This window comes from Erwinia wuhanensis, assembly GCF_030484085.1.
Lineage (GTDB): Bacteria > Pseudomonadota > Gammaproteobacteria > Enterobacterales > Enterobacteriaceae > Erwinia > Erwinia aeris.
The window spans coordinates 125528-147130 of record NZ_JAUJUH010000008.1; the positions used below are offsets into that span (position 1 = coordinate 125528).

Annotated in this window: 20 protein-coding genes and 2 pseudogenes; 5 read left to right on the top strand and 17 right to left on the bottom strand. The window is 57.0% G+C overall.

Going from position 1 to position 21603, the window contains the following annotated elements; genetic code table 11:
- A complete protein-coding gene (guaB, locus tag QZH36_RS18125) occupies nucleotides 1–1467 on the bottom strand; it encodes an IMP dehydrogenase (RefSeq protein ID WP_253459355.1) in 1467 nt (488 codons plus the stop codon).
- A gap of 170 nt (nucleotides 1468–1637) precedes the next feature.
- Here guaB and xseA point away from each other — a divergent pair, with 170 nt between their 5' ends.
- Nucleotides 1638–3008: an exodeoxyribonuclease VII large subunit gene (xseA, locus tag QZH36_RS18130; RefSeq protein WP_301730802.1), complete on the top strand. Its 1371-nt coding sequence runs from the start codon at nucleotides 1638–1640 to the stop codon at nucleotides 3006–3008.
- Nucleotides 3009–3053: 45 nt separating this feature from the next.
- On the opposite strand, the pseudogene QZH36_RS18135 reads toward xseA, so the two are convergent.
- Both QZH36_RS18135 and QZH36_RS18140 read right to left on the bottom strand, forming a co-directional pair.
- Nucleotides 3054–3329: pseudogene (locus tag QZH36_RS18135) on the bottom strand (type II toxin-antitoxin system YafQ family toxin).
- A complete protein-coding gene (locus tag QZH36_RS18140; protein WP_253459348.1) occupies nucleotides 3329–3586 on the bottom strand; it encodes a type II toxin-antitoxin system RelB/DinJ family antitoxin in 258 nt (85 codons plus the stop codon). The pseudogene QZH36_RS18135 and the gene QZH36_RS18140 overlap by 1 nt, the downstream one beginning before the upstream one ends.
- A 226-nt stretch (nucleotides 3587–3812) precedes the next feature.
- On the opposite strand from QZH36_RS18140, the pseudogene QZH36_RS18145 reads away from it, so the two are divergent.
- Nucleotides 3813–3923, top strand: a pseudogene (locus QZH36_RS18145) (protealysin propeptide domain-containing protein); the annotation flags it as partial.
- Between the two features lie 185 nt (nucleotides 3924–4108).
- Here QZH36_RS18145 and QZH36_RS18150 read toward each other — a convergent pair.
- Both QZH36_RS18150 and QZH36_RS18155 read right to left on the bottom strand, forming a co-directional pair.
- Nucleotides 4109–4426, bottom strand: coding sequence for a contact-dependent growth inhibition system immunity protein (locus QZH36_RS18150; protein WP_301252029.1), 318 nt, complete (start codon nucleotides 4424–4426; stop codon nucleotides 4109–4111).
- A gap of 180 nt (nucleotides 4427–4606) precedes the next feature.
- Nucleotides 4607–5125 carry a hypothetical protein gene (locus QZH36_RS18155; protein ID WP_301730803.1) on the bottom strand — a complete coding sequence of 173 codons (519 nt, stop codon included), beginning with the start codon at nucleotides 5123–5125 and terminating at the stop codon, nucleotides 4607–4609.
- Nucleotides 5126–5301: 176 nt separating this feature from the next.
- Between QZH36_RS18155 and QZH36_RS18160 the strand changes: the two genes are divergently transcribed.
- The gene (locus QZH36_RS18160; protein ID WP_301730805.1) at nucleotides 5302–6315 is read left to right on the top strand and encodes a M4 family metallopeptidase; all 1014 of its coding nucleotides are present in this window, start codon (nucleotides 5302–5304) and stop codon (nucleotides 6313–6315) included.
- Complete coding sequence (locus QZH36_RS18165; RefSeq protein WP_301252034.1) at nucleotides 6312–6644, top strand: protealysin inhibitor emfourin; 333 nt, start codon at nucleotides 6312–6314, stop codon at nucleotides 6642–6644. Before QZH36_RS18160 ends, QZH36_RS18165 begins: the two co-directional genes overlap by 4 nt.
- Nucleotides 6645–6691: 47 nt before the next feature.
- Here the strand turns inward: QZH36_RS18165 and QZH36_RS18170 are convergent, their stop codons facing one another.
- The 11 genes from QZH36_RS18170 to ndk all read right to left on the bottom strand — a co-directional run bounded on the left by QZH36_RS18170 (nucleotide 6692) and on the right by ndk (nucleotide 19573).
- Nucleotides 6692–9124, bottom strand: a complete 2433-nt coding sequence (locus QZH36_RS18170) for a glucose/quinate/shikimate family membrane-bound PQQ-dependent dehydrogenase (RefSeq protein ID WP_301730807.1) — start codon at nucleotides 9122–9124, stop codon at nucleotides 6692–6694.
- 441 nt (nucleotides 9125–9565) lie between these two features.
- On the bottom strand, nucleotides 9566–9793 hold the full coding sequence (locus QZH36_RS18175; RefSeq protein WP_253459330.1) for a zinc ribbon domain-containing protein: 228 nt from the start codon (nucleotides 9791–9793) through the stop codon (nucleotides 9566–9568).
- A gap of 218 nt (nucleotides 9794–10011) precedes the next feature.
- Nucleotides 10012–11502, bottom strand: coding sequence for a ribosome biogenesis GTPase Der (gene der, locus QZH36_RS18180; RefSeq protein WP_301252036.1), 1491 nt, complete (start codon nucleotides 11500–11502; stop codon nucleotides 10012–10014).
- Nucleotides 11503–11654: 152 nt separating this feature from the next.
- On the bottom strand, nucleotides 11655–12836 hold the full coding sequence (gene bamB, locus QZH36_RS18185) for an outer membrane protein assembly factor BamB (protein WP_253459324.1): 1182 nt from the start codon (nucleotides 12834–12836) through the stop codon (nucleotides 11655–11657).
- Between the two features lie 31 nt (nucleotides 12837–12867).
- A complete protein-coding gene (locus QZH36_RS18190) occupies nucleotides 12868–13488 on the bottom strand; it encodes a YfgM family protein (RefSeq protein WP_253459321.1) in 621 nt (206 codons plus the stop codon).
- 11 nt (nucleotides 13489–13499) lie between these two features.
- Nucleotides 13500–14789 carry a histidine--tRNA ligase gene (gene hisS / locus QZH36_RS18195; RefSeq protein WP_253459318.1) on the bottom strand — a complete coding sequence of 430 codons (1290 nt, stop codon included), beginning with the start codon at nucleotides 14787–14789 and terminating at the stop codon, nucleotides 13500–13502.
- A gap of 60 nt (nucleotides 14790–14849) precedes the next feature.
- Nucleotides 14850–15971 (bottom strand): flavodoxin-dependent (E)-4-hydroxy-3-methylbut-2-enyl-diphosphate synthase, encoded by a 1122-nt coding sequence (ispG, locus tag QZH36_RS18200; protein WP_125289527.1) that lies wholly within the window; start codon nucleotides 15969–15971, stop codon nucleotides 14850–14852.
- Nucleotides 15972–16008: 37 nt separating this feature from the next.
- Nucleotides 16009–17022 (bottom strand): cytoskeleton protein RodZ, encoded by a 1014-nt coding sequence (gene rodZ / locus QZH36_RS18205; RefSeq protein WP_301730810.1) that lies wholly within the window; start codon nucleotides 17020–17022, stop codon nucleotides 16009–16011.
- Nucleotides 17012–17734, bottom strand: coding sequence for a type IV pilus biogenesis/stability protein PilW (pilW, locus tag QZH36_RS18210; RefSeq protein ID WP_301730812.1), 723 nt, complete (start codon nucleotides 17732–17734; stop codon nucleotides 17012–17014). The genes rodZ and pilW overlap by 11 nt, the downstream gene beginning before the upstream one ends.
- Before the next feature lie 66 nt (nucleotides 17735–17800).
- Nucleotides 17801–18961, bottom strand: coding sequence for a dual-specificity RNA methyltransferase RlmN (gene rlmN, locus QZH36_RS18215; protein ID WP_253459309.1), 1161 nt, complete (start codon nucleotides 18959–18961; stop codon nucleotides 17801–17803).
- Nucleotides 18962–19141: 180 nt separating this feature from the next.
- On the bottom strand, nucleotides 19142–19573 hold the full coding sequence (gene ndk, locus QZH36_RS18220; RefSeq protein ID WP_125289523.1) for a nucleoside-diphosphate kinase: 432 nt from the start codon (nucleotides 19571–19573) through the stop codon (nucleotides 19142–19144).
- A 274-nt stretch (nucleotides 19574–19847) separates the two neighbouring features.
- Between ndk and sseA the strand changes: the two genes are divergently transcribed.
- On the top strand, nucleotides 19848–20693 hold the full coding sequence (gene sseA, locus QZH36_RS18225; protein ID WP_253459307.1) for a 3-mercaptopyruvate sulfurtransferase: 846 nt from the start codon (nucleotides 19848–19850) through the stop codon (nucleotides 20691–20693).
- Between the two features lie 127 nt (nucleotides 20694–20820).
- Here the strand turns inward: sseA and sseB are convergent, their stop codons facing one another.
- Entirely contained in the window at nucleotides 20821–21576 is a 756-nt protein-coding gene (gene sseB / locus QZH36_RS18230) for an enhanced serine sensitivity protein SseB (protein WP_301730813.1), read from the bottom strand.
- Between the last annotated feature and the right edge of the window lie 27 nt (nucleotides 21577–21603).

Genomic DNA, 21603 nt, shown 5'->3' on the forward strand with positions numbered 1-21603 from the left:
TCAGGAACCCATGCGGTAGTTTGGCGACTCTTTGGTAATGGTGACGTCGTGCACGTGGCTTTCGGTGATGCCCGCGCCGCTGATGCGAACGAATTCCGCTTTGGTGCGCAGAGCTTCGATGGTGCCGCAGCCGGTCAGACCCATACAGGAGCGCAGGCCGCCCATCTGCTGATGCACGATCTCTTTCAGACGGCCTTTATAGGCCACGCGACCTTCGATACCTTCCGGCACCAGCTTGTCCGCCGCGTTATCGGTCTGGAAGTAACGGTCGGAAGAGCCTTTGGACATCGCGCCCAGCGAGCCCATGCCGCGATAGGATTTGAACGAGCGGCCCTGATACAGTTCGATTTCGCCCGGCGATTCTTCGGTGCCCGCCAGCATAGAGCCGACCATGACCGCGCTGGCACCAGCCGCAATCGCCTTGGCGATGTCGCCGGAGAAGCGAATGCCGCCGTCGGCGATAACAGGAATACCGGTACCTTCCAGCGCGGCGACCGCGTCAGAAACTGCAGTGATCTGCGGCACGCCCACGCCGGTGACGATACGGGTGGTACAGATGGAGCCAGGGCCGATACCCACTTTCACCGCACTTACGCCAGCCTCAACCAGCGCCAGCGCGCCAGCGCCGGTCGCGACGTTGCCGCCGAGGATCTGCAGGTCAGGATATTTAGCACGGGTTTCACGGATACGCTGCAATACGCCTTCAGAGTGGCCGTGAGAAGAGTCAATCAGCAGCACGTCAACGCCAGCCGCGACCAGCGCGTCCACGCGCTCTTCGTTGCCCGCGCCCGCGCCTACCGCTGCGCCGACGCGCAGACGACCTTCCTGGTCTTTACAGGCGTTAGGCTTGCGTTCGGCTTTCTGGAAATCTTTAACGGTGATCATGCCCAGCAGATGGAAAGCATCGTCCACCACCAGCGCTTTTTCGATGCGTTTTTCGTGCATCTTTTGCAGCACGACTTCACGCGCTTCGCCTTCGCGTACGGTGACCAGACGCTCTTTTGGCGTCATGACCGCCGAAACCGGCAGGCTCATATCGGTGACAAAACGCACGTCGCGGCCGGTGATGATACCTACCAGCTCGTTGTCGCCGTTAACCACCGGATAGCCCGCGAAGCCGTTACGCTCGGTCAGCAGCTTCACTTCGCTCAGCGCCGTAGTGGGCAGCACGGTTTGCGGATCGGTCACCACGCCGCTTTCATGTTTCTTCACCTTGCGGACTTCTTCCGCCTGGCGCTCGATGGACATATTTTTATGGATAAAGCCCAGCCCGCCTTCCTGCGCCAGCGCAATAGCCAGGCCCGCTTCGGTCACGGTGTCCATAGCCGCAGAGAGCATAGGAATATTCAGGCGAATGGTTTTGGTAAGCTGGGTACTGAGGTCGGCCGTATTAGGCAACACAGTCGAATGAGCGGGAACGAGCAGCACGTCGTCAAATGTCAGGGCTTCTTTAGCGATTCTTAGCATGGCAATATCTCAACCTCAGGGTGAATGAGAACTTGTAAAATATTGCCGCGGCATTATACAGGGCGTAATCGATTGCCTCCAGCATTATTTACGAAAAACTCTTGATCCCTCCCGTCAGGCATGTAGTATCGGTTAATTAACCCTCTGATTTAAAGTTTGATCTCTATCACATGTCGCTACCGCCAACCGCCAATATTTTTACCGTCAGCCGCCTGAATACCACGGTGCGCAAGCTGCTGGAAATGGAGATGGGCCAGGTCTGGCTGAGCGCCGAGATCTCTAACTTTTCCCAGCCCTCTTCCGGCCACTGGTATTTTACGCTGAAGGACGACGGCGCACAGGTACGCTGCGCGATGTTCCGCAACAGTAACCGCCGCGTAACCTTTCGTCCGCAAAACGGCCAGCAGGTGCTGGTCAGGGCCACCATCACGCTTTATGAACCGCGCGGCGACTATCAGCTGATTGCCGAAAGTATGCAGCCTGCCGGCGACGGCCTGCTTCAGCAGCAGTTTGAACAGCTGAAGCAAAAGCTGACGAGCGAAGGCCTGTTTGAACAGAGCCATAAGCAGCCGCTGCCCGATCCTGCACGCCAGGTAGGCGTGATCACCTCTGCCACCGGCGCGGCGCTGCACGATGTGCTGCGGGTTTTACACCGCCGCGACCCTTCCCTGCCGGTGGTGATTTATCCCACGCCGGTTCAAGGGGCGGATGCGCCAGCCAGCATTGTGCGGGCGATTGAGCTGGCCAACCAGCGCGCAGAGTGTGACGTGCTGATCGTCGGACGCGGCGGCGGCTCGCTGGAGGATCTGTGGAGCTTCAACGACGAGCGCGTGGCACGGGCAATTTTCGCCAGCCGCATCGCTATCGTCAGCGCCGTAGGGCACGAAACCGACGTGACTATCGCTGACTTTGTGGCGGATCTGCGCGCGCCAACGCCTTCTGCGGCAGCGGAGCTGGTCAGCCGCAATCAGATTGAGCTGCTGCGCCAGCTTCAGTCGCAGCAGACAAGGCTGGAGATGGCGATGGACTACTATCTCGCGCAGCAGAACCGCACCTTTACCCGCCTGCACCACCGTTTACAGCAGCAGCATCCCCAGCTGCGGCTGGCGCGCCAGCAGACGACGCTGATGCGGCTCCACCGCAGGCTGGATGACGCCATGCAGCTGCGGCTGCGCCAGGCCGCTCGTCAGCAGGAACAGGCTACGCAGCGGCTTGCCGCCACGCAGCCGCAGAACCGGCTTTATCGCGCGCAGCAGCAGCTTCAGCAGTGGCGCTACCGTTTACAGCAGGCGATGCAGGCGCAGCTCAACGGCGGCAAACAGCAGTTCGCCACGCTGGCGGCCCAGCTGGAAGGCGTCAGCCCGTTGGCGACGCTGGCGCGCGGTTTCAGCGTCACTACGGCAGCCGACGGTCAGGCCATTAAAAAGGCCGCGCAGCTGAAGGCGGGCGACAGGCTGAAGACCCGGCTGAACGACGGCTGGGTAGAGAGCGAAGTCACGGCGGTCACGCCCGTTAAAAAAGCCCGCGCTAAAAAGGCGTGAGGCTTTTGGCAGACATATCGCTTCGCCGCCTTCGGGTTTCTCACCTCAGGCGCTGCTGAAGATATCCTGATGCGTACCGGTTCTTGCGAGTTTGAGATCGTTACCTACGACTTTGTAAATCAAGATCCAGTCGCCTTCAATATGCGCATCGCGGTAGCCTCGCCAGGTATGCTGCAAAGGATGATCTTCTTATTCAGATGGGATCTTTCTCCCCTCGGCCAACAACGTGATTAATATTTTCAGTCGGGTCATATCTTTGCCGCGTCGCTGCTGTCTTTTTATATCTCCTTTGAAGGCACTCGCCAGTACCGGTTTTAACATCAGATCCCTGTGTCCTTAAACAGAGCGTCAGCGGATTCAAAGCGTTCTCCGTGGCCATTATCCAGCTCTTCCATAGCAGCCTGGGTAGCCACATTTGGGGTTTTTACCTCAAAAGGAAGACGGCCTTCGTCCGCCACGCGGATCATTACCATGCGGATTACATCCGATGTGCTGAGGCCCATTTTGTTAAGGGCAGCGACGGCTCGTTCCTTGATATCTTGCGGGATACGAGCCTTTACCAGTGCATCTGCGTTCATATTTACTCCTTCGGTCAAGGCTAAATGGTCGGGGTAGCTCCGACTGATATTGTGGGCACAACAAGACCACATATCAAGCGTCCTTTTCGCCATTCAGCGTTGCCGTAAACAAATCTACCTTCTGAAGAAACCAAAAGAAAATCGCTGTTTTAAAAATGCGGGACGCGCCGCAGGCTTGTTTATGCGGGTACGCAAAGGACATTTACGATGGACCAGGGAGCATGGTATGCATTATGGCGTCATCTCTCCCTATATTCTGCGCAAAATCATTGATAACGGCTCCGGCCTGCGGCAGAGTTGCGCGCGTCAGACTCTGGCGCACGTGCAGATGCTGATGGCGGCGCAGCTGAAGGGCGGAGATTGCTGATTTATTATCTGGATAATCGTTTTAAAAACGCGTCAACTTGCTTAATAAATTCTTCAATCATATCCTGATACTCAAGATACGTATCTACGATTTAAGGGTATATGTCTCCCCAGTCTGGATTAAATAAGATCCAAAAAAATCGGATGTTCAAAAAATCAGATGCCATCCCGCTTTTTTTTGAGGTAGGCTGATAACCAATCAAGAAAACCAATAAGCGTCGGAGTATATTCCCTTGTGTCACCTGCGGAACCTCGCGTTAATTCATTCAGCGCTACTGCGGCCGTTTCATTATCTGGATAAGTACGCCGAAAATCATCGATATTACGAATTAAATTATCAAGATAATGCGGGCCGTCTTCGAGATAAATTTTGAAAGCAGCGTCAACAATCTCTGGATAACTGTCGCCATATTCATCGCTGTCCTGGCCGAAAAAGACGACAAAAAAATTGCTGACTGGGGTGAAGTTTTTCATCACTGGCTTGCTTTTATATAGTAATGGCCGCGGATTTCTGTGTATATGACACTTCCCAATAATGGACTTACCCTCGGCGCTTTCCCTTTTAGAACTGCGGTGGATATGCCATGTAATTATCGCTGTGATGCGTCAGGGCGCTCCATTTATATTCTAAAACCCATTTCCGTATCTACAAAGTTACCATCCCCCTTTTCTGGATATTGGTTGCGGAATGTATTTTTCTTTTTTGGGGAGCCTGTGCATAAGAAATGTAGTACCGCAAGCGGGACAAAGGCTCTGCTTACAATAATTAGATGCAGAATCTGCTATTACTTTTCCGGTCGGCTGAAGTATCGATATTTCTCTTTTCTGGTAGCAGTTTGCACAAAGGTAATGCGTTTTCATATCAGGGTCAGGTACTGCCTTAAGCCGATATACCGTAGAACCGGACTCCATCGTGTGAATTTCGTATTGAGAAGATTGCAGAGCAAACATCTTGATCTGAGCATTTTCCTCAGTGAGTTGCATGGTGACCTGTTTCTCCGCGTGGTACAGGCTCGCGAGTTCTGCATTAAGCATTTGTAATTCTGTGATTTTCTCATGTAATTCTCCAGTCGCCTTATCAATAACCGACTGTTCCCTGGCGTCCTTCAATACTTTGACAAGAGCATAGGCTTCTTTAGCTGCTGCGATGGCTGCCGTGGTTTCTGCAAACATAGTAAATATCCTTACTTACTGTTGGGGTAAAGAAAGGATACATTCTCTCTTGCTATTATGGAATAGCAGAAAACGGCCTACTGCGTTAATGCGAAACATGCTCCAGTGTTGTTAAGCGCGTACGCAAAGCAGCCACTATACTTTTTGGACATTTACGATGGACCAAGGAGCATGGTATGCATTACGGCGTCATCCCTCCCTATATGCTAAGCAAAATCATTGATAACGGCTCCGGCCTGCAGCAGAGCTGCGCGCGCCAGACTCTGGCGCACGTGCAGACGCTGATGGCGGAAACCTGGGTCAAACCGGACGGGGCAAAAACCGCCACGCCGGGCCAGGTCCAGCGGGAAATCTATGATTCAGAGCAGACCCAAAATCTTCCCGGCACGCTGGTGCGCAGCGAAGGCCAGTCAGGCAATAACGACGTTGCCGCCAATGAGGCTTACGACTATCTTGGCGTCACCTACGACTTTTTCTGGCAGGCCTATAAGCGTAATTCCCTGGATAATCAGGGGCTGACGCTGAAAGGCACCGTGCACTATGGCAAAGACTATCAGAACGCCTTCTGGAACGGTCAGCAAATGGTGTTCGGCGACGGCGACGGCGAAATCTTCAATCGTTTTACCATCGCGCTGGATGTGGTCGGCCACGAGCTGGCGCACGGCGTAACGGAAACCGAAGCCGGCCTGATCTATTTTGAGCAGGCGGGCGCGCTGAATGAATCGCTGTCGGACGTGTTTGGCTCGCTGGTTAAGCAGTTCAGCCGCAAGCAGACGGCCGATCAGGCGGACTGGCTAATCGGCGAAGGGCTGCTGGCCGAAGGCATTAACGGCAAAGGACTACGCTCTATGTCGGCGCCGGGAACGGCCTACGACGATCCGCTGCTGGGCAAAGATCCTCAGCCTGCGGATATGAAAGGCTATATCCAGACGCGCGAAGACAACGGTGGCGTGCATCTGAACTCCGGCATTCCCAATCGCGCTTTCTATCTGGCCGCGAAGACGCTCGGCGGCTACGCCTGGGAGCTGGCCGGCTACGCCTGGTACGATACGGTATGCGATAAAACGCTGCCGCAGAATGCCGACTTTAAAACTTTCGCGCAGTATACTGTTAATCACGGTCAGAAACGTTTTAATAAATCGGTAGGTCAGGCCATTGAAAATGCCTGGAAGGAGGTTGGCGTGTTATGAATTCACTTCCGGAACTGAGCGACGACGCGATCATCGACGTGGCGCGCGAAGGCGGTTTTGCTTTTATCCCTAAACTGTCCAGCCCAAGACGCATCGCGCTGGCCCAACTGGATCCTCCGCAGCGGGAGCATGTGTGCAGCGTATTGCGCCACGCGCTGCGGCTGGGAGAACCGCCGGGAGAGCAAAGCCGCGCCGGAAGAGGCGATCAGCGCTATTACCGTATCGAAATCAGCTATGCCACGCGGCAGCAGGTCGGCAATCTGGTGATCCTAATCCCTGAGGATCTGGCGCCGCCCGAGCTGGTGCAGCTCTGGCACGATGGCCAGTAGCCAGAAAAAAGCCCCGCCATTGCTGGCGGGGCTTTTTATTATCGCGCTTATTTATCCAGCGCGTAAGCAATTACGTAGTCGCCGCGATCCGGAGACTGACGCGCGCCGCCGGCTGAAATCAGGATGTACTGCTTGCCTGTTTTCGGCGACTTGTAGCTAATGGGGCCGCCCTGACTGCCAACCGGCAGACGTGCTTTCCACACCTCTTTACCGGTAGCCGTGTCAAACGCGCGCAGATAGTAATCCTGCGTGCCCGCGATAAACACCAGGCCGCCCTGCGTAGCCAGCGTGCCGCCCAGCGTCGGCATCCCTACCGGCATCTGCGCGTGCATTTTGATGCCGAACGGGCCGGTATCCTGCACCGTACCAACCGGAACCTGCCACACCAGCTTCTGCGTTTTCAGATCGATAGCAGAGAGCGTACCGAACGGCGGTTTCTGGCAAGGAATGCCCAGCGGCGACATAAAGCGGTTTTTGTTTACCGCATAAGGCGTGCCTTTCAGCGGCACCGCACCCATGCCGGTGTTGATCGCTTCCCCGCCGTTGCTGCCGCGAGCGGTAGCGCCGGTATTGGCCGGGATCATCTGCACCCACAGGCCAAGACGCATGTCGTTGACGAAGATGTAGTGATTGTTCGGATCGGTAGACAGGCTGCCCCAGTTCATGCCGCCCAGCGAGCCAGGGAAGCTCAGGGCTTTGTCGGTGCCCGGCACGGTGTACAGGCCATCGTAGCGCATGGATTTAAAGGCCACGCGGCAGGCAAGCTGATCGAACGGCGTAGCGCCCCACATATCAGACTCTTTCAGCGTTTCCGCGCCAATCTGCGGCATGCCGACAGACTTAGGCTGCGTCGGCGTATACTGCTCGTTCGGGATATTGCCTTTTTTAACCGGTACTTCTTTCACTTCGGTCAGCGGCTTGCCGGTCAGACGATCCAGCACGTAGATCTGGCCCGCTTTGGTGCCAATCACTACGGCCGGTTTGCTGGTGCCATCCTTCATCGGGAAGTCGATCAGGCTTGGCTGCATCGGCAGGTCAAAGTCCCACAGATCGTTGTGCACGGTCTGGTAAACCCACTTCTCTTTGCCGGTAGTCGCATCGACCGCCAGAATGGAAGCGCCATATTTATGGTTCAGCGCGGTACGCGTTGCACCATACAGATCGACCGACGAACTGCCCATTGGCATAAACACGGTATTCATCGCGGGATCGTAGGACATCGGCGCCCAGGAGTTAGGCGTGCTGCGGGCATAGTTCTGGCCCGGCTGCAGTTTTGCATTCGGATCGTCATTGCCCGTATCAAAGGCCCAGCGCATCTGGCCGGTAATCACATCAAAGCCACGGATCACGCCGCCAGGCATATCGGTCTGGACGTTATCCGCAACGCGGCCACCGACCACAACGGTGGTGCCCGCAAGCGTTGGCGCAGAGGTCAGCTGATATTTTGGATCCTGCGCTTCGCCCAGGCCCGCTTTCAGGTCAACCACACCGTGGTCGCCAAAGTTCTGGCACAGTTCGCCATTGTCGGCGTTGATAGCCATCAGGCGCGCATCGATGGTATTCATCAGCAGACGACGCTGGCAGCTGTCGCCCGCAGGCAGCACGGCCTGCGGCACTGGCGTAGAGCCAGGCACTGAAGGCTGTTTCAGTGGCTGAGTGGCGTCAAAGTAAGCCAGGCCGCGACAGCGGTTCCAGACCTCTGCCTGCGCATTCACCACGTGTTCCCACATCTTTTTCCCCGTGTCGGCGTTGACCGCGATCACGTTGTTGTGCGGCGTGCAAAGGTAGAGCACATCGCCAATCTGCAAAGGCGTTTGCTGATCTTCCGCGCCGTTGCCGGTTGGGCTGTCAGGAATATCGCCGGTGCGGAAAGTCCAGGCTACCTTCAGGTCTTTCACGTTGTCGCGCGTGATCTGGTCCAGCGCCACAAAGCGGCTGCCGCCCGGCGTATTGCCGTAGTTGTCCCAGTTTTTCTGTTCGGTCGCTTTATTTACCGGCACCAGCGGCAGTTCGCTGCCGTCGGCAACCGGCGCGTGTGGCTGGAACATCTGTACAAAGGTCGCCACCAGGCCTACAACCAGCACGGCAGCAGAAATATAAGCAGGCTTAGCCGCAGCAGATTTCCCTTCGTGCCTGCGCAGCGCGGGCAGCGTAATCAAGGCCAGCAGCATCAGCCCGGCGATGGTCATCAGGCGCGAAACCAGCGGCCAGAAATCCAGACCGACCTCCAGCAGCGCCCAGATTACCGTGCCGATAAAGACCAGCGCGTAAACCGCAACGGCGGAAGATTTGCGGCGGAAAAACTGGATAGCGGCAATCACGGTCAAAATACCGGCGATCATGAAATACCAGCTGCCGCCCAGCGACAGCAGTTTTCCGCCACCAACCACGAAGAACAGGCCGGTTGCCAGCAAGATCAGGCCCAGCAGAACGCACCACAGGCCCAGCCATTTCGACGACCGGGCATTTGTTTGAGACATGGAAAAACACTCCTGGAAAACAGCGTTTAGCGTAATCTCAGGCTGCTTCTGCACCCATTTTAAACGGGCGCGGCGTAAAGCAACTCAACATTATGCTATAGACGCTTAACAAGGCGATACGGGTTGACCCCGTCCTGCGTTGGCGGCCTGCCGACCGCTAACGGCAAAATTGTACCACGCGGTTCATAAATAACTACACACAAAATTAACAAACTTCACACTCGTGCGTATTAAGCACATTTATTGGTACGTTATTTTAACTTTTACTAAACAATTTCGCGGGATAATAGTTCACGCCAGCTTAATAAGCAGCACGCGGCGGTACGAAAAAAGAAAGGGTTAAAGCGGATTCAGGGCGGGGAAATAAAAGCAGAGTTGATGAAAATGGCCTCGCCACTTAGCAGCAACCTGCATTCAGAGCGAAGCATTATTTTAATACGCTTACAGCGATTCAATCAGCGGCCTGAAGACAACCCGCTTTCTGGATATTAAGCCGTCGCCGTTAGGGCAAAAATAGTCGGTAGCGCCGCAGGCCTTGAGGAGCTGTAGCGGCCGATCGCAATCAGGGCAGATAGCTTTGGCGGCAAAATCACGCTGGCAGCTGGCGCAGTACAGCCGTTCATCCTGGATGACAAGGGGATGCTGGCAAATCGGGCAGTGTTCACTCATCGTTTTCTCCTGTTTTATTTGATAAGTATAAAACAAAGTTGCACCGCCGCATTTAAGAAGCAGCCTTTGTCGGGCAATAAGAAAAGAGGTAACCGGCTGGCGGCCCGCAAAGAGAAAAGCCGCTCGCCGACATCAATTCCGACCCCAAAAAAGCGAGCCCGACAGAATGCCGGGCCCGGAAAACACCGTTGTCAGGGCGATAAGGCATCGCCCGCAAATCAGCGTTTGTTCTTTTTCAGATGGCTCAGCAGGCGTTTGCGCTTGCGCTGCTGGTTAGGCGTCAGCAGGTTGCGTTTACCGGCAAAAGGGTTATCCCCTTCTTTAAACTGGATGCGAATAGGCGTACCCATCACTTCCAGCGAGCGGCGGAAGTAGTTCATCAGATAGCGCTTGTAGGAATCCGGCAGATCTTTCACCTGGTTGCCGTGGATCACCACAATCGGCGGGTTGTAGCCGCCGGCATGCGCATACTTCAGCTTCACGCGGCGACCGCGCACCAGCGGCGGCTGATGATCGTCGGCTGCCATATTCATAATGCGGGTCAGCATTGAGGTATTCACGCGACGGGTTGAGCAGTCGTAAGCTTCGGTAACCGATTCGAACAGGTTGCCTACGCCGCTGCCGTGCAGCGCGGAGATAAAGTGCACGCGGGCAAAATCGATAAAGCCAAGACGGAAGTCGAGGGTTTCTTTAACTTCTTCGCGCACTTCCTGCGACAGGCCGTCCCATTTGTTCACCACAATCACCAGCGAGCGACCGCTGTTGAGGATAAAGCCGAGCAGCGACAGATCCTGATCGGAAATCCCTTCGTGGGCGTCGATCACCAGCATCACCACGTTAGCGTCTTCGATCGCCTGTAGCGTTTTGATCACCGAGAACTTCTCGACCGTTTCGGTAATTTTGCCGCGCTTGCGCACGCCTGCCGTGTCGATCAGGATATATTCGCGGCCGTCGCGTTCCATAGGGATATAGATGCTGTCGCGCGTGGTGCCCGGCATATCGTAAACCACAACGCGATCCTCACCGAGGATACGGTTAGTCAGCGTGGATTTACCCACGTTAGGCCGACCGACGATAGCCAGCTTGATCGGCAGATCCAGCGGGTTGAAGTCGTCTTCCTCTTCTTCCTGCTCTGCGCCGCTCTCTTTCGCCGCCAGCTCCGCCCAGTAGGCTTCGTTCTCTTCTTCTTCCGTCAGCTCCGCCTGCGGCGCAACCTCATCCATCCACGGCAGCAGCACCATTTCCAGCAGGCCGGTAACGCCACGACCGTGCGAAGCGGCGATAGCATGGATTTCACCCAGCCCCAGCGAATAGAAATCGACCACGGCGGAATCCGGATCCATGCCGTCGGTTTTGTTGGCTACCAGAAAAGTGGGTTTCTGGCGTGAGCGCAAATGTTGGGCAATGGCCTGATCGGCAGGCATCAGGCCTGCACGCGCATCAACCATAAACAGCACCACGTCGGCCTCTTCGATCGCCAGCAGCGACTGTTCGGCCATACGGGTTTCCACGCCCTCTTCATTGCCATCGATACCGCCGGTATCAATGCAGATAAACTCACGCCCTTCGACCTCGGCGCGACCATACTTACGGTCACGGGTTAGCCCAGGAAAATCCGCTACCAGCGCATCTCGCGTGCGCGTAAGACGGTTAAAAAGTGTAGATTTTCCCACATTGGGACGCCCGACCAGCGCGACCACAGGTACCATATTGAAGCCTCATTACTAAAATTAAACGCCTGACCGCTTGCAACTTGATTACTGGCGCACACGCAGGCTGAAGGCGTAGAGGATACCACGCCTGTAAAAAAACGAAACGGCCCCTGAACAATCAGGAGCCGTTTCGACGTGCAGGCAGCGTATTAGCGCGTGAAAGCGTAGACTTCGCCGCCTTTCGCCTGGATCAGCAGCTTGTCGCTGGCGACCACCGGCGAGGTCTGGAAGCCAGAGCCGTCCACTTTCTGCTGCGCAACAAAACGGCCGTCGGTGGTATTCACCCAGTGCAGGTAGCCTTCGCTATCGCCTACGACCAGATAGCCATTATAAAGCACCGGCGCGGTCAGGTTGCGGTGCAGCAGATCGCTCTGACGCCACAGGGTTACGCCGCCATCGGTGCTCAAGGCCACTACGCGATCGTCCTGGTCAACCAGGTAGATGCGTCCCGCGTCCACGATCATATCGTTTACGGAGCCGATTTCGCGTTTCCACATCACCTGTCCTGAGCGCAGATCCAGCGCCGCCAGGCTGCCGTTATAGGCCAGCGCGTAAACCACGCCGTCAACGACGACCGGCGTGGTATCCACATCGGCAAGACGATCGATTTCCGTCGCGCCGCCCGGCTGGGAGATACGCTGCTGCCAGATAATCTGGCCCTGGTTCATCATCACCGCGCTGACGCGACCGTTGTCGCCGCCGACGATAGCCGCACCGAAGGCGGTAGCAGGCGCGGACTCACCGCGCAGCGACAGCGCCGGCACGTCAAGGTTAACCGTCCACTTTACGACGCCGCTGCTCTGATCCAGGCCCTGCAGCATACCGTTGCTGGTATGCACCAGCACCAGACCGTCGCTGGCAACCGGGCGCGACAGCACTTCGCCAGCCGCTTTGGTCTGCCAGGCGATGGAGCCATCGCTGCTGTTCAGCGCATAAACCTGGCCGCGCTCGCTGCCGACATAGACGTGACCGCCGTCGTAAGAGAGGCCGCCGGAAAGCAGCGCGGGCAGGTTCTTAGAGAAGAAGCCCGTTTTGGTCGACAGATCGACCTTCCACTGTTCTTTGCCGTCGCCCGCGTTCAGCGCTTTTACCACGCCGAAACGATCGGCGGCGTAAACGGTGTTCTCAGACCAGGCCGGATGCAGGTTGGAGTAGTAATCGCCCACGCCATCGCCTACCGACGTGCTCCAGACCTCTTCCGGGGTAAACTGATTTTCCACTTTCGGCAGCGGCGACATTTTGACCACGTCTTCTTCACCGCTGAACCATGAACATCCGCTGAGCAGCGTGACTGAAATCAGTGCCGGCAGCAGTATCTTACGCAATTCCATGAAATCCCTCTTAAGCCCGTTGCGGCAATTATTAACCTGGCAAATTATTCATTTTCATCTGCAGCATCTCTTTCAGCGCCGGCGAGGCGTTGGAAGCAATGCCTTTACTCCAGGCTTCGCGAGCGCCCTTGCTGTCGCCCTTGCTGAGCAGCGCTTCGCCGCGTACGTCAGCAATGATAGCCGTCCAGCCGTCGCCCTTGATCGCATCCAGGGTCTTCAGTACCGCATCCGGCTGCTTCTGCTGCAGCTGAATACGCGCCAGGCGCAGGTTCAACACCGCCTGCAGATTGGCGTCTTTGGTCGCCTTCAGGCCGCTTTGCAGCTGCGCGGCGGCTTTATCCAGCTCGTTGTTGTCAACATAGCGTTTTGCCACATCCAGCGAAGCCAGCGCGCCATAGGTGTTACTGTTGCTGTCGGCGAATTTCGCCGCCGCCGTCAGCGTTTCCGGCTTGCTGGCGTCCAGCGCGCCCGAAACCTGCTGGTAGGTCGCCGAGACTTCGCGGCTGCTGGTGTCCTGATGGCTGCTCCAGTAGCGCCAGCCCGCCAGCGCGCCGATGCCGATAATCACGCCGATAGCCAGCGCCTTGCCGTTCTGCGCGAAAAAGCCTTTTAGCGCGTCGACCTGCTCGTTTTCGTTGCTATACACTTCCACGCAAACTCTCCTTAAATCGCGGCCGTCTGCTTCAGCATTGCTGCCAGCGTCGCTGCCGCCTCATGCTGCTCCAGCTTCTGCTGCTCGCCGTTGCGCAAATCTTTGATGACAACCTGATTGTTGGCCACTTCTTCCTCGCCCAGCACCAGCGCGACGCGTGCGCCCCACTTGTCCGCGCGGGCAAACTGCTTCTTGAAGTTGCCGCCGCCAAAATTGGTCATCAGCTTCAGAGACGGATCCGCATCGCGCAGTTTTTCCGCCAGCTGCATCGCCGCAGACTGTACGCCAGCCCCTGAAGCGATAACATAGACATCGACAATGCGCGTCGGTTCAAATTCCGGATTCACCGCCTGCACCAGCAGCACCAGACGCTCCAGCCCCATCGCAAAACCGACGGCCGGCGTAGCGCGACCGCCCAGCTGTTCGACCAGCCCATCGTAGCGGCCGCCAGCGCACACCGTGCCCTGCGCGCCCAGGCTGCTGGTCACCCATTCAAAGACGGTACGGTTATAGTAGTCCAGGCCGCGCACCAGGCGCTGGTTCACCGTGTAGGCGATACCGGCGGCATCCAGCAGCTGGCAAAGACCGTCAAAGTGTTCGCGGGAGTCAGCGTCCAGATAGTCGCCCAGTACCGGCGCGTCGTTCAGCAGCTGCTGGACGTCCGGGTTTTTGCTGTCCAGCACGCGCAGCGGATTGCTGTACATGCGGCGTTTACAATCCTCGTCCAGCACTTCTTTATGCTGTTCCAGGAAAGCCACCAGCGCATCGCGGTAGCTGGCGCGCGCCTCCAGCGAACCGATAGAGTTCAGCTCCAGACGGACGTGATCGGCAATGCCCAGCGACTTCCACCAGCGCGCGGTCATCATAATCAGCTCGGCGTCGATATCCGGCCCCTGAAGACCAAACACTTCCGCACCGATTTGATGGAACTGACGATAGCGGCCCTTCTGCGGACGCTCGTAGCGGAACATCGGCCCGATATACCACAGGCGCTGTTCCTGATTGTAGAGCAGACCGTGCTCGATGCCGGCGCGCACGCAGCTTGCCGTGCCTTCAGGACGCAGCGTCAGGCTTTCGCCGTTGCGATCGTCGAAGGTGTACATCTCTTTTTCAACCACGTCGGTGACTTCACCGATAGCGCGTTTGAATAACGGGGTCTGCTCTACAATCGGCGTGCGGATTTCGCTGTAGCCATAGCTGGCCAGCACCTGCTTAAGGGTTTGTTCAATACGCTGCCACACCGCGGTATCCACAGGCAGATAGTCGTTCATGCCGCGGATTGCCTGAATATTCTTCGCCACTGTTTTCTCTTCTTTCCTTTCGGGGGCGGACGCGCAAGCTGCGGCCCGCCCCGCCATTATTTATTTTTCAACCTGCTGCACATCGATACGACGGGATTCGTCCATCATCGCGGCTTTGGCACGAATACGCGCTTCCAGCTGGTCAATCATATCGTGGTTATCCAGACGCTCGCGCAGGCGCACGCCGTCCTCGTAAAACCCGCTTTTCTTGTTGCTGCCGGTGACGCCCAGCGTGGAAACCAGCGCCTCGCCCGGCCCGTTGACCACGCAGCCGATAATAGAAACGTCCATGGGCGTAATGATATCTTCCAGCCGCTGCTCCAGTGCGTTAACGGTGCCGATCACATCAAACTCCTGACGGGAGCAGGTTGGACAGGCGATAAAGTTAATGCCTCTGGAGCGAATGCGCAGCGATTTCAGAATATCAAAACCGACTTTCACCTCTTCGATTGGATCGGCCGCCAGCGAAATACGCAGCGTATCGCCAATGCCTTCCGACAGCAGCAGGCCCAGGCCAATCGCGGATTTCACCGCGCCGGCGCGCGCGCCGCCTGCCTCGGTAATGCCCAGGTGCAGCGGCTGCTCGATCTGCTTAGCCAGCAGGCGATACGACTCCACCGCCAGGAACACGTCCGACGCTTTTACGCTGACCTTGAACTGATCGAAGTTAAGACGATCGAGGTGATCGACATGGCGCATAGCGGATTCCAGCAGCGCCTGCGGCGTCGGCTCGCCATACTTTTCCTGCAGATCCTTTTCCAGCGATCCGGCGTTAACGCCGATACGGATTGGGATATTATTGTAACGCGCGCAGTCAACGACCTGCCGAATACGCTCTTCGTTGCCGATATTGCCGGGGTTGATGCGCAGGCAGTCAACGCCGTATTCAGCCACTTTCAGCGCGATACGGTAGTCAAAATGGATATCGGCAACCAGCGGGACGTTAACCTGCTGCTTGATAAGGCGGAACGCTTCGGCGGCATCCATGGTGGGAACAGAGACGCGAACGATATCAACGCCGACGCGCTCAAGCGCTTTGATTTGGTTAACCGTTGCGGCCACATCGGTGGTTCGCGTATTGGTCATGGACTGGACGGCGATAGGCGCGCCGTCGCCCACTGGCACCTGGCCGACGTAAATGCGCTTTGATTTGCGACGGATAATGGGTGCTTCGTTATGCATATTCTTTCTCCGAAATTACTCGCGACCAGAAGATGCGTTATTGCGCACCGACTGTCAGGCGGGCAACCTGGTTGCTACGGATAAAACGACTCAGATCGACCGGCTGGCCCTGATACTGGATCTGAACGGCGCCCGGCGCGCCAATCTTAAGACGATATGGCGCCGTGCCGGAAAGGCTGAGTTTACCACCACTACGCTGGATCCCGCTGAACAGTTTCTTGCCTGTCGCATCGGAAACTTCCAGCCAGCACTCTTTGCTGAAGTTCATAACCAGCGCGTTGGCCTCGGCGGCTGGCGCGCTAACGCCTGCAGAAGCCGTCGGCATCTGGCCGTTGTCGGCCGGCACCTGCGAAGGCGAAACCGCAACCGGCGCGGCTGAGCCGGTAGCAGCGGCTGAAGTATTGGCTGCGGAGGCGGCAGAGCCGGTCGCGGCAGCTGAAGTATTGGCCGCAGAAGAAGTGGCAGCAGCGTCAGGCGCGGCCGCGGTATCCGCAGGCGCGCTCTGGGCCGGCGCCGTCGGCGCCTCTTCGGCTGGCGACATGCCGTCCGCGCCGCTGTTGTTCAGCGGAATGGACTGGCTGTTATCGCCGCCTGCGCTGACATTCTGATCGGCCATTGAAACCAGATCGTCCTGCGCCGCCTTGTGGTTCTGCCACCACCATGCGCCGGTCAGGCCTACCACCACAAACAGCACCAGCCAGGTAAAAATCATCAGCCAGCCGTCGCGTTTTTTGCGGCGTTTGCCCAGGGAAAAACTCTGCATCGGCTCGACTTTAGCAGCCCGTACGGGTGCCTGTTTCGCCATCATCGGCAGCAGCTCTTCTTCCGGCACGTGCACCAGCCGGGCGTAAGAACGGATATAGCCACGCAGGAAGGTAGACGCCAGATCCGCAGGCGCCTTGTCCTCTTCAATATCGCGGACGGTGGAAAGTTTCAGGCAAAGGCGCTCCGCAACGTTCTGCTGAGACAGGCCCATTTGCTCACGGGCTACGCGCAGGCGCTCGCCTGTTGAATTTACTGCTGATTTATCTTGAGTGGCTTCAGTATTCATTAGCTAAAAAATGCAGGTACTGTATCGATTGTGGAAAATTTCGCGCCAGCTGTTCCCCGGCAAGCCGGATGCTCTCCGGATGCCCTGCCCGCGCGGCGAAGCGAATCTCTAACCACAAGCTCTGCGCCGAAGCGGCAAAGTTGTGTTGATAAACATCTAACAGGAGCCGCGATGAATCGCGCTCGTTCTTTCCAAATCGCCTTTCGGCTTCCGCCAGCAGCGCAGCGCCCTTTTCCGCATCGTTTTGCGTCGCTTCCAGCAACGCGGCTTTGGCCTTCTGCGCTTCACCCGCGCGCAGATAGCAATAGCCGGCATTCTCCAGGGCGTCGGCGCGACCCGGTATTCGGATCGCCTTACTGAACTGCTGCTGGGCCGCATCATACTGCCCTAAAAGACAGAGAAACGCACCGTAATTATTGATTACGTCACGGTTTTGTCCTGCCAGCGCCACGGCTTTTCGGTAATGCTCCTGCGCCGAGGCGTTGTCGCCCACGCGCTGAAAATAGCGGGCCATGGCAAGCCTGCAGCGATAGTCGTCAGGCGCCAGCTGCAGCGCCTGTCGTAAATTGCGTTCCGCCGGGGCCAGCTGATCCTGCGCCAGCCAGGCCAGGCCTAATTGTAGTCGCGTCCCGGCCAGCTCGCTGCGCGGTGTCGTCAGGCTACAGCCCGCAAGCAGCAGCGCGACCAGCCAAAATGATAATCCCTTATTCATCATCGCCTCCTTAGCGGAAGCGATGTTACGCCCTTTTACTCAGCGGACAAGCCGCGAGCCTGGCTTTCAGAGCGCTTTCACAGAAATCGCTTCGCCGGCCATTTTTTTACGCATCGTGCGGCGCGTGCGGTCGATGACTTCACCAGCAAGCTGGCCGCAGGCGGCATCAATATCATCGCCGCGGGTCTTACGCACAATAGTGGTAAAACCATAATCCATCAACACTTTAGAGAAGCGATCGATGCGACTGTTCGAACTCCGGCCATACGGCGCGCCCGGGAAGGGGTTCCACGGAATAAGGTTAATCTTGCACGGCGTCTCTTTCAGCAGCGCGGCCAGCTCATGCGCGTTATCGGTGCTGTCGTTGACGTGATCCAGCATGACATACTCGATGGTCACGCGGCCCTGATTGGCGTTGGACTTGGAGATGTAGCGCGCGACGGAAGCCAGGAAGGTTTCGATATTATATTTTTTGTTGATCGGCACGATTTCGTCGCGGATAGCGTCGTTTGGCGCATGTAGCGAAATCGCCAGCGCTACGTCGATCATATCGCCCAGCTTGTCCAGCGCGGGAACGACCCCGGAGGTGGACAGCGTCACGCGGCGTTTTGACAGCCCGAAGCCGAAATCGTCCAGCATGATTTCCATCGCCGGGACAACGTTATTCAGGTTGAGCAGCGGCTCGCCCATGCCCATCATTACCACGTTGGTGATAGGACGCTGGCCGGTTACTTTCGACGCGCCGATAATTTTAGCCGCGCGCCAGACCTGGCCGATAATTTCGGATACGCGCAGGTTGCGGTTGAAGCCCTGCTGCGCGGTCGAGCAGAATTTACACTCCAGCGCGCAGCCGACCTGCGAGGAGACGCACAGCGTGGCGCGATCTTTCTCCGGAATATAAACGGTTTCCACCTGCTGGCCACCGACCGTGATCGCCCATTTGATGGTGCCGTCCGCCGAGCGCTGCTCTTCCGCCACTTCCGGCGCGCGGATTTCGGCCAGCTCTTTCAGCTTGCCGCGGAAAACCTTGTTGATGTCGGTCATCTCATCGAAATCATCACAGCAGTAGTGATAAATCCACTTCATTACCTGATCGGCACGGAACGGCTTTTCGCCCAGGCCAACAAAAAATTCGCGCATTTGCTGACGGTTCAGATCGAGCAGGTTGATTTTTTCTTTTTTTGGCGTGGTGATAGCAGATGACGGGGTGACAATTTGTTCAGACATAATATTCTCTGGCCTCGTTGTTACACGTTATGGCGCTGGGGAGGTTAATAAGAAGTATAAATGAAACGCCCCCGCTGAGCAGGGGCGCATTATTGTACAGGCAGAGCGTCTGCGGATTAAAGGGCGTTATGAAAATAAATTGTAAACGCGCCGCATTCCCCTGCCATCAATAATCAATAATTAACGAGTGCGTGGGCACACTTCGCCTTCGCCAAAGAAGAAGGCGATTTCGCGAGCGGCAGACTCGGCAGAGTCAGAACCGTGGGTCGCGTTCTCGGTGAAGCTGTCCGCGTAGTCGGCACGCAGCGTACCAGCCAGCGCGTTGTCCGGGTTAGTTGCGCCCATCAGATCGCGGTGACGCTGTACGGCGTTTTCGCCTTCCAGCACGGAAACCACTACCGGGCCAGAGGTCATGAATTCAACCAGGCCGTCGAAGAAAGGACGACCCTGGTGTTCTGCGTAGAAGCCTTCAGCCTGCTCTTTGGTCAGGTGCAGCATTTTGGTGCCAACGATTTTGAAGCCAGCGCTTTCAAAACGGTTAAAAATGGCACCAATTACGTTTTTTGCCACCGCGTTTGGTTTTACGATAGAAAAAGTACGTTCGATAGTCATAGTGACCCCTGTTTGATGTCGAGTTTGGCCGGTGAAAAGGCTCCCCGGCCGGGAAAATGGCGCCGATTATAGGGGGCATAAGCCCGCATTCCTATCGGATATTCAACAAATCGTTAAAAAAGTCGCTTAAGCGCCTACAGACTGGCAACCTTAGTGCGCAATCGCGCAAAAATGCTTCAGCTCGCCGCCCGGCGTGGAGAAAACCCGAGAAGATCTTGAGATGCCCGTCAGGATAACCGACACTCAGGGCAACTATTCCTGTTGCGAGGCCGCTATGACTTGCTCTTTGTTTGTGACCGCCGACTGGCTGGCGGAACACTATGCCGATGATGATATTCAGGTACTGGACGCGCGTATGCTGCCGCCGGGTCAGGAGAAGGTTCGCGATATTCAGGCGGAGTACCGTGCGGGCCATCTGCCGGACGCGCCTTTTTTCAATATCGAAGCGCTTTCCGACCCTGCCAGCCCTTATCCGCATATGCTGCCGCGAGCGGAGGCTTTTGCCGTGGCGATGCGCGAGCTGGGCGTCAGCAGCGAAAAACATTTAGTGGTTTACGATGAGGGTAACCTCTTCTCTGCGCCGCGCGCCTGGTGGATGCTGCGTCAGTTCGGCGTAGCCTCGGTTTCCATTCTGGCCGGTGGGCTGAGCGGCTGGCGCGAAGCCGGTTACGAGGTGGCTACCGGCGACGTCGCGCTGCCGGAAGCGGAGTTTGAGGCCAGTTTCGATCCGGCGGTGGTGAAGCGGATCACCGACGTGATGGTCATCAGCCACGAAGGCGGCGCGCAGATTGTCGACGCCAGAGCCGCCAACAGGTTTTACGGTGAAGTGGACGAGCCGCGTCCGGGCCTGCATCGCGGTCATATTCCCGGCAGCCTGAACGTGCCGTGGAACGAACTGGTGGAAAACGGTCAGCTGAAGTCGCCGGAGGCGCTGACGGCCATTTTCCAGCGTCAGGGCGTGAAGCTCGACGAGCCGGTGGTGGCCAGCTGCGGCTCCGGCGTGACGGCGGTCGTGCTGATCCTGGCGCTGACGTCGCTGGGCGTGGAAAACGTCACGCTCTATGACGGCTCCTGGGGCGAATGGGGTAGCCGCGACGATTTGCCGATCGCTACCCGATAAACAGCCGCCCTGGCGGCCGGAAAGAAAGCCTTATTAAGACGGGCGATGGCGATCGATATTCAGCGCGGCTATTTACACTGGCCGCGCTGTTTTAACGCCATCAGCAAAGCAGAAGTCGCCCGGCGGTTTACAGGATCCTGTCCTGCTTAAGCGAGCGCAGGAAGCTGCCCCACCGCCGTTCATAAAAGGGCGTAAGATGCGCGGTAAAGAAGTGGCTGATATTGTCATTATCCACTACTTCGCAAATATCTACCGGCTCATCCTCTAACAGCGTATCGGTCGCCACGCTGCCCGCCGCCTGAATGATATTTTCGATATCACCGTCGGCTTCAATGCCAATTAACAAATTAGGCTTCGCGTCCGCCGCTTCTTTAATATGCGCTACCCATGCGCGCCGCACCTGCTTATGTTTAGCAAACAGCTCCGTCAGCGAGGCGATGGTTTGCGCAGGCGGTTCGGCAATTTCCGACAGCAGCAGCGAAGCGCCGCCTTCCAGCACCGTTTGCTGGCTCAGGGCGTTGCCCTCTTTCCCCAACAGGCTGCTGATTTCCCCCGGCGAAAACTCTTTGCCGACGGGCAGTTTGGGATTCAGAAACAGCGTTTCGCCCTGGGTCATGGCAAACAGCGTGCGTACCGGCATCACCAGAAAAGGCTGTTCTTCGGTGACGGCCTGCTGTAGCGCCTGCTCTGAGGTGAAAAAGGGAATAATGCTGGTGCCGTCCTCTTTTTCCCAGTGCTGCAGCTCCGCATCGGCCTGCTCCACGCTTTCGCCAGGCACCCAGACGCTGGCTTCCATCAGTAACGTAAAGAACTCCGGGCGGTGCGCAGGCTCGGTTGCCGCCAGTTTCAACACCTCTTCCAGGCGCTGGTTGATTTCGTTCATTGCTTGCTTCCAGTCAAAGCGCCGGGC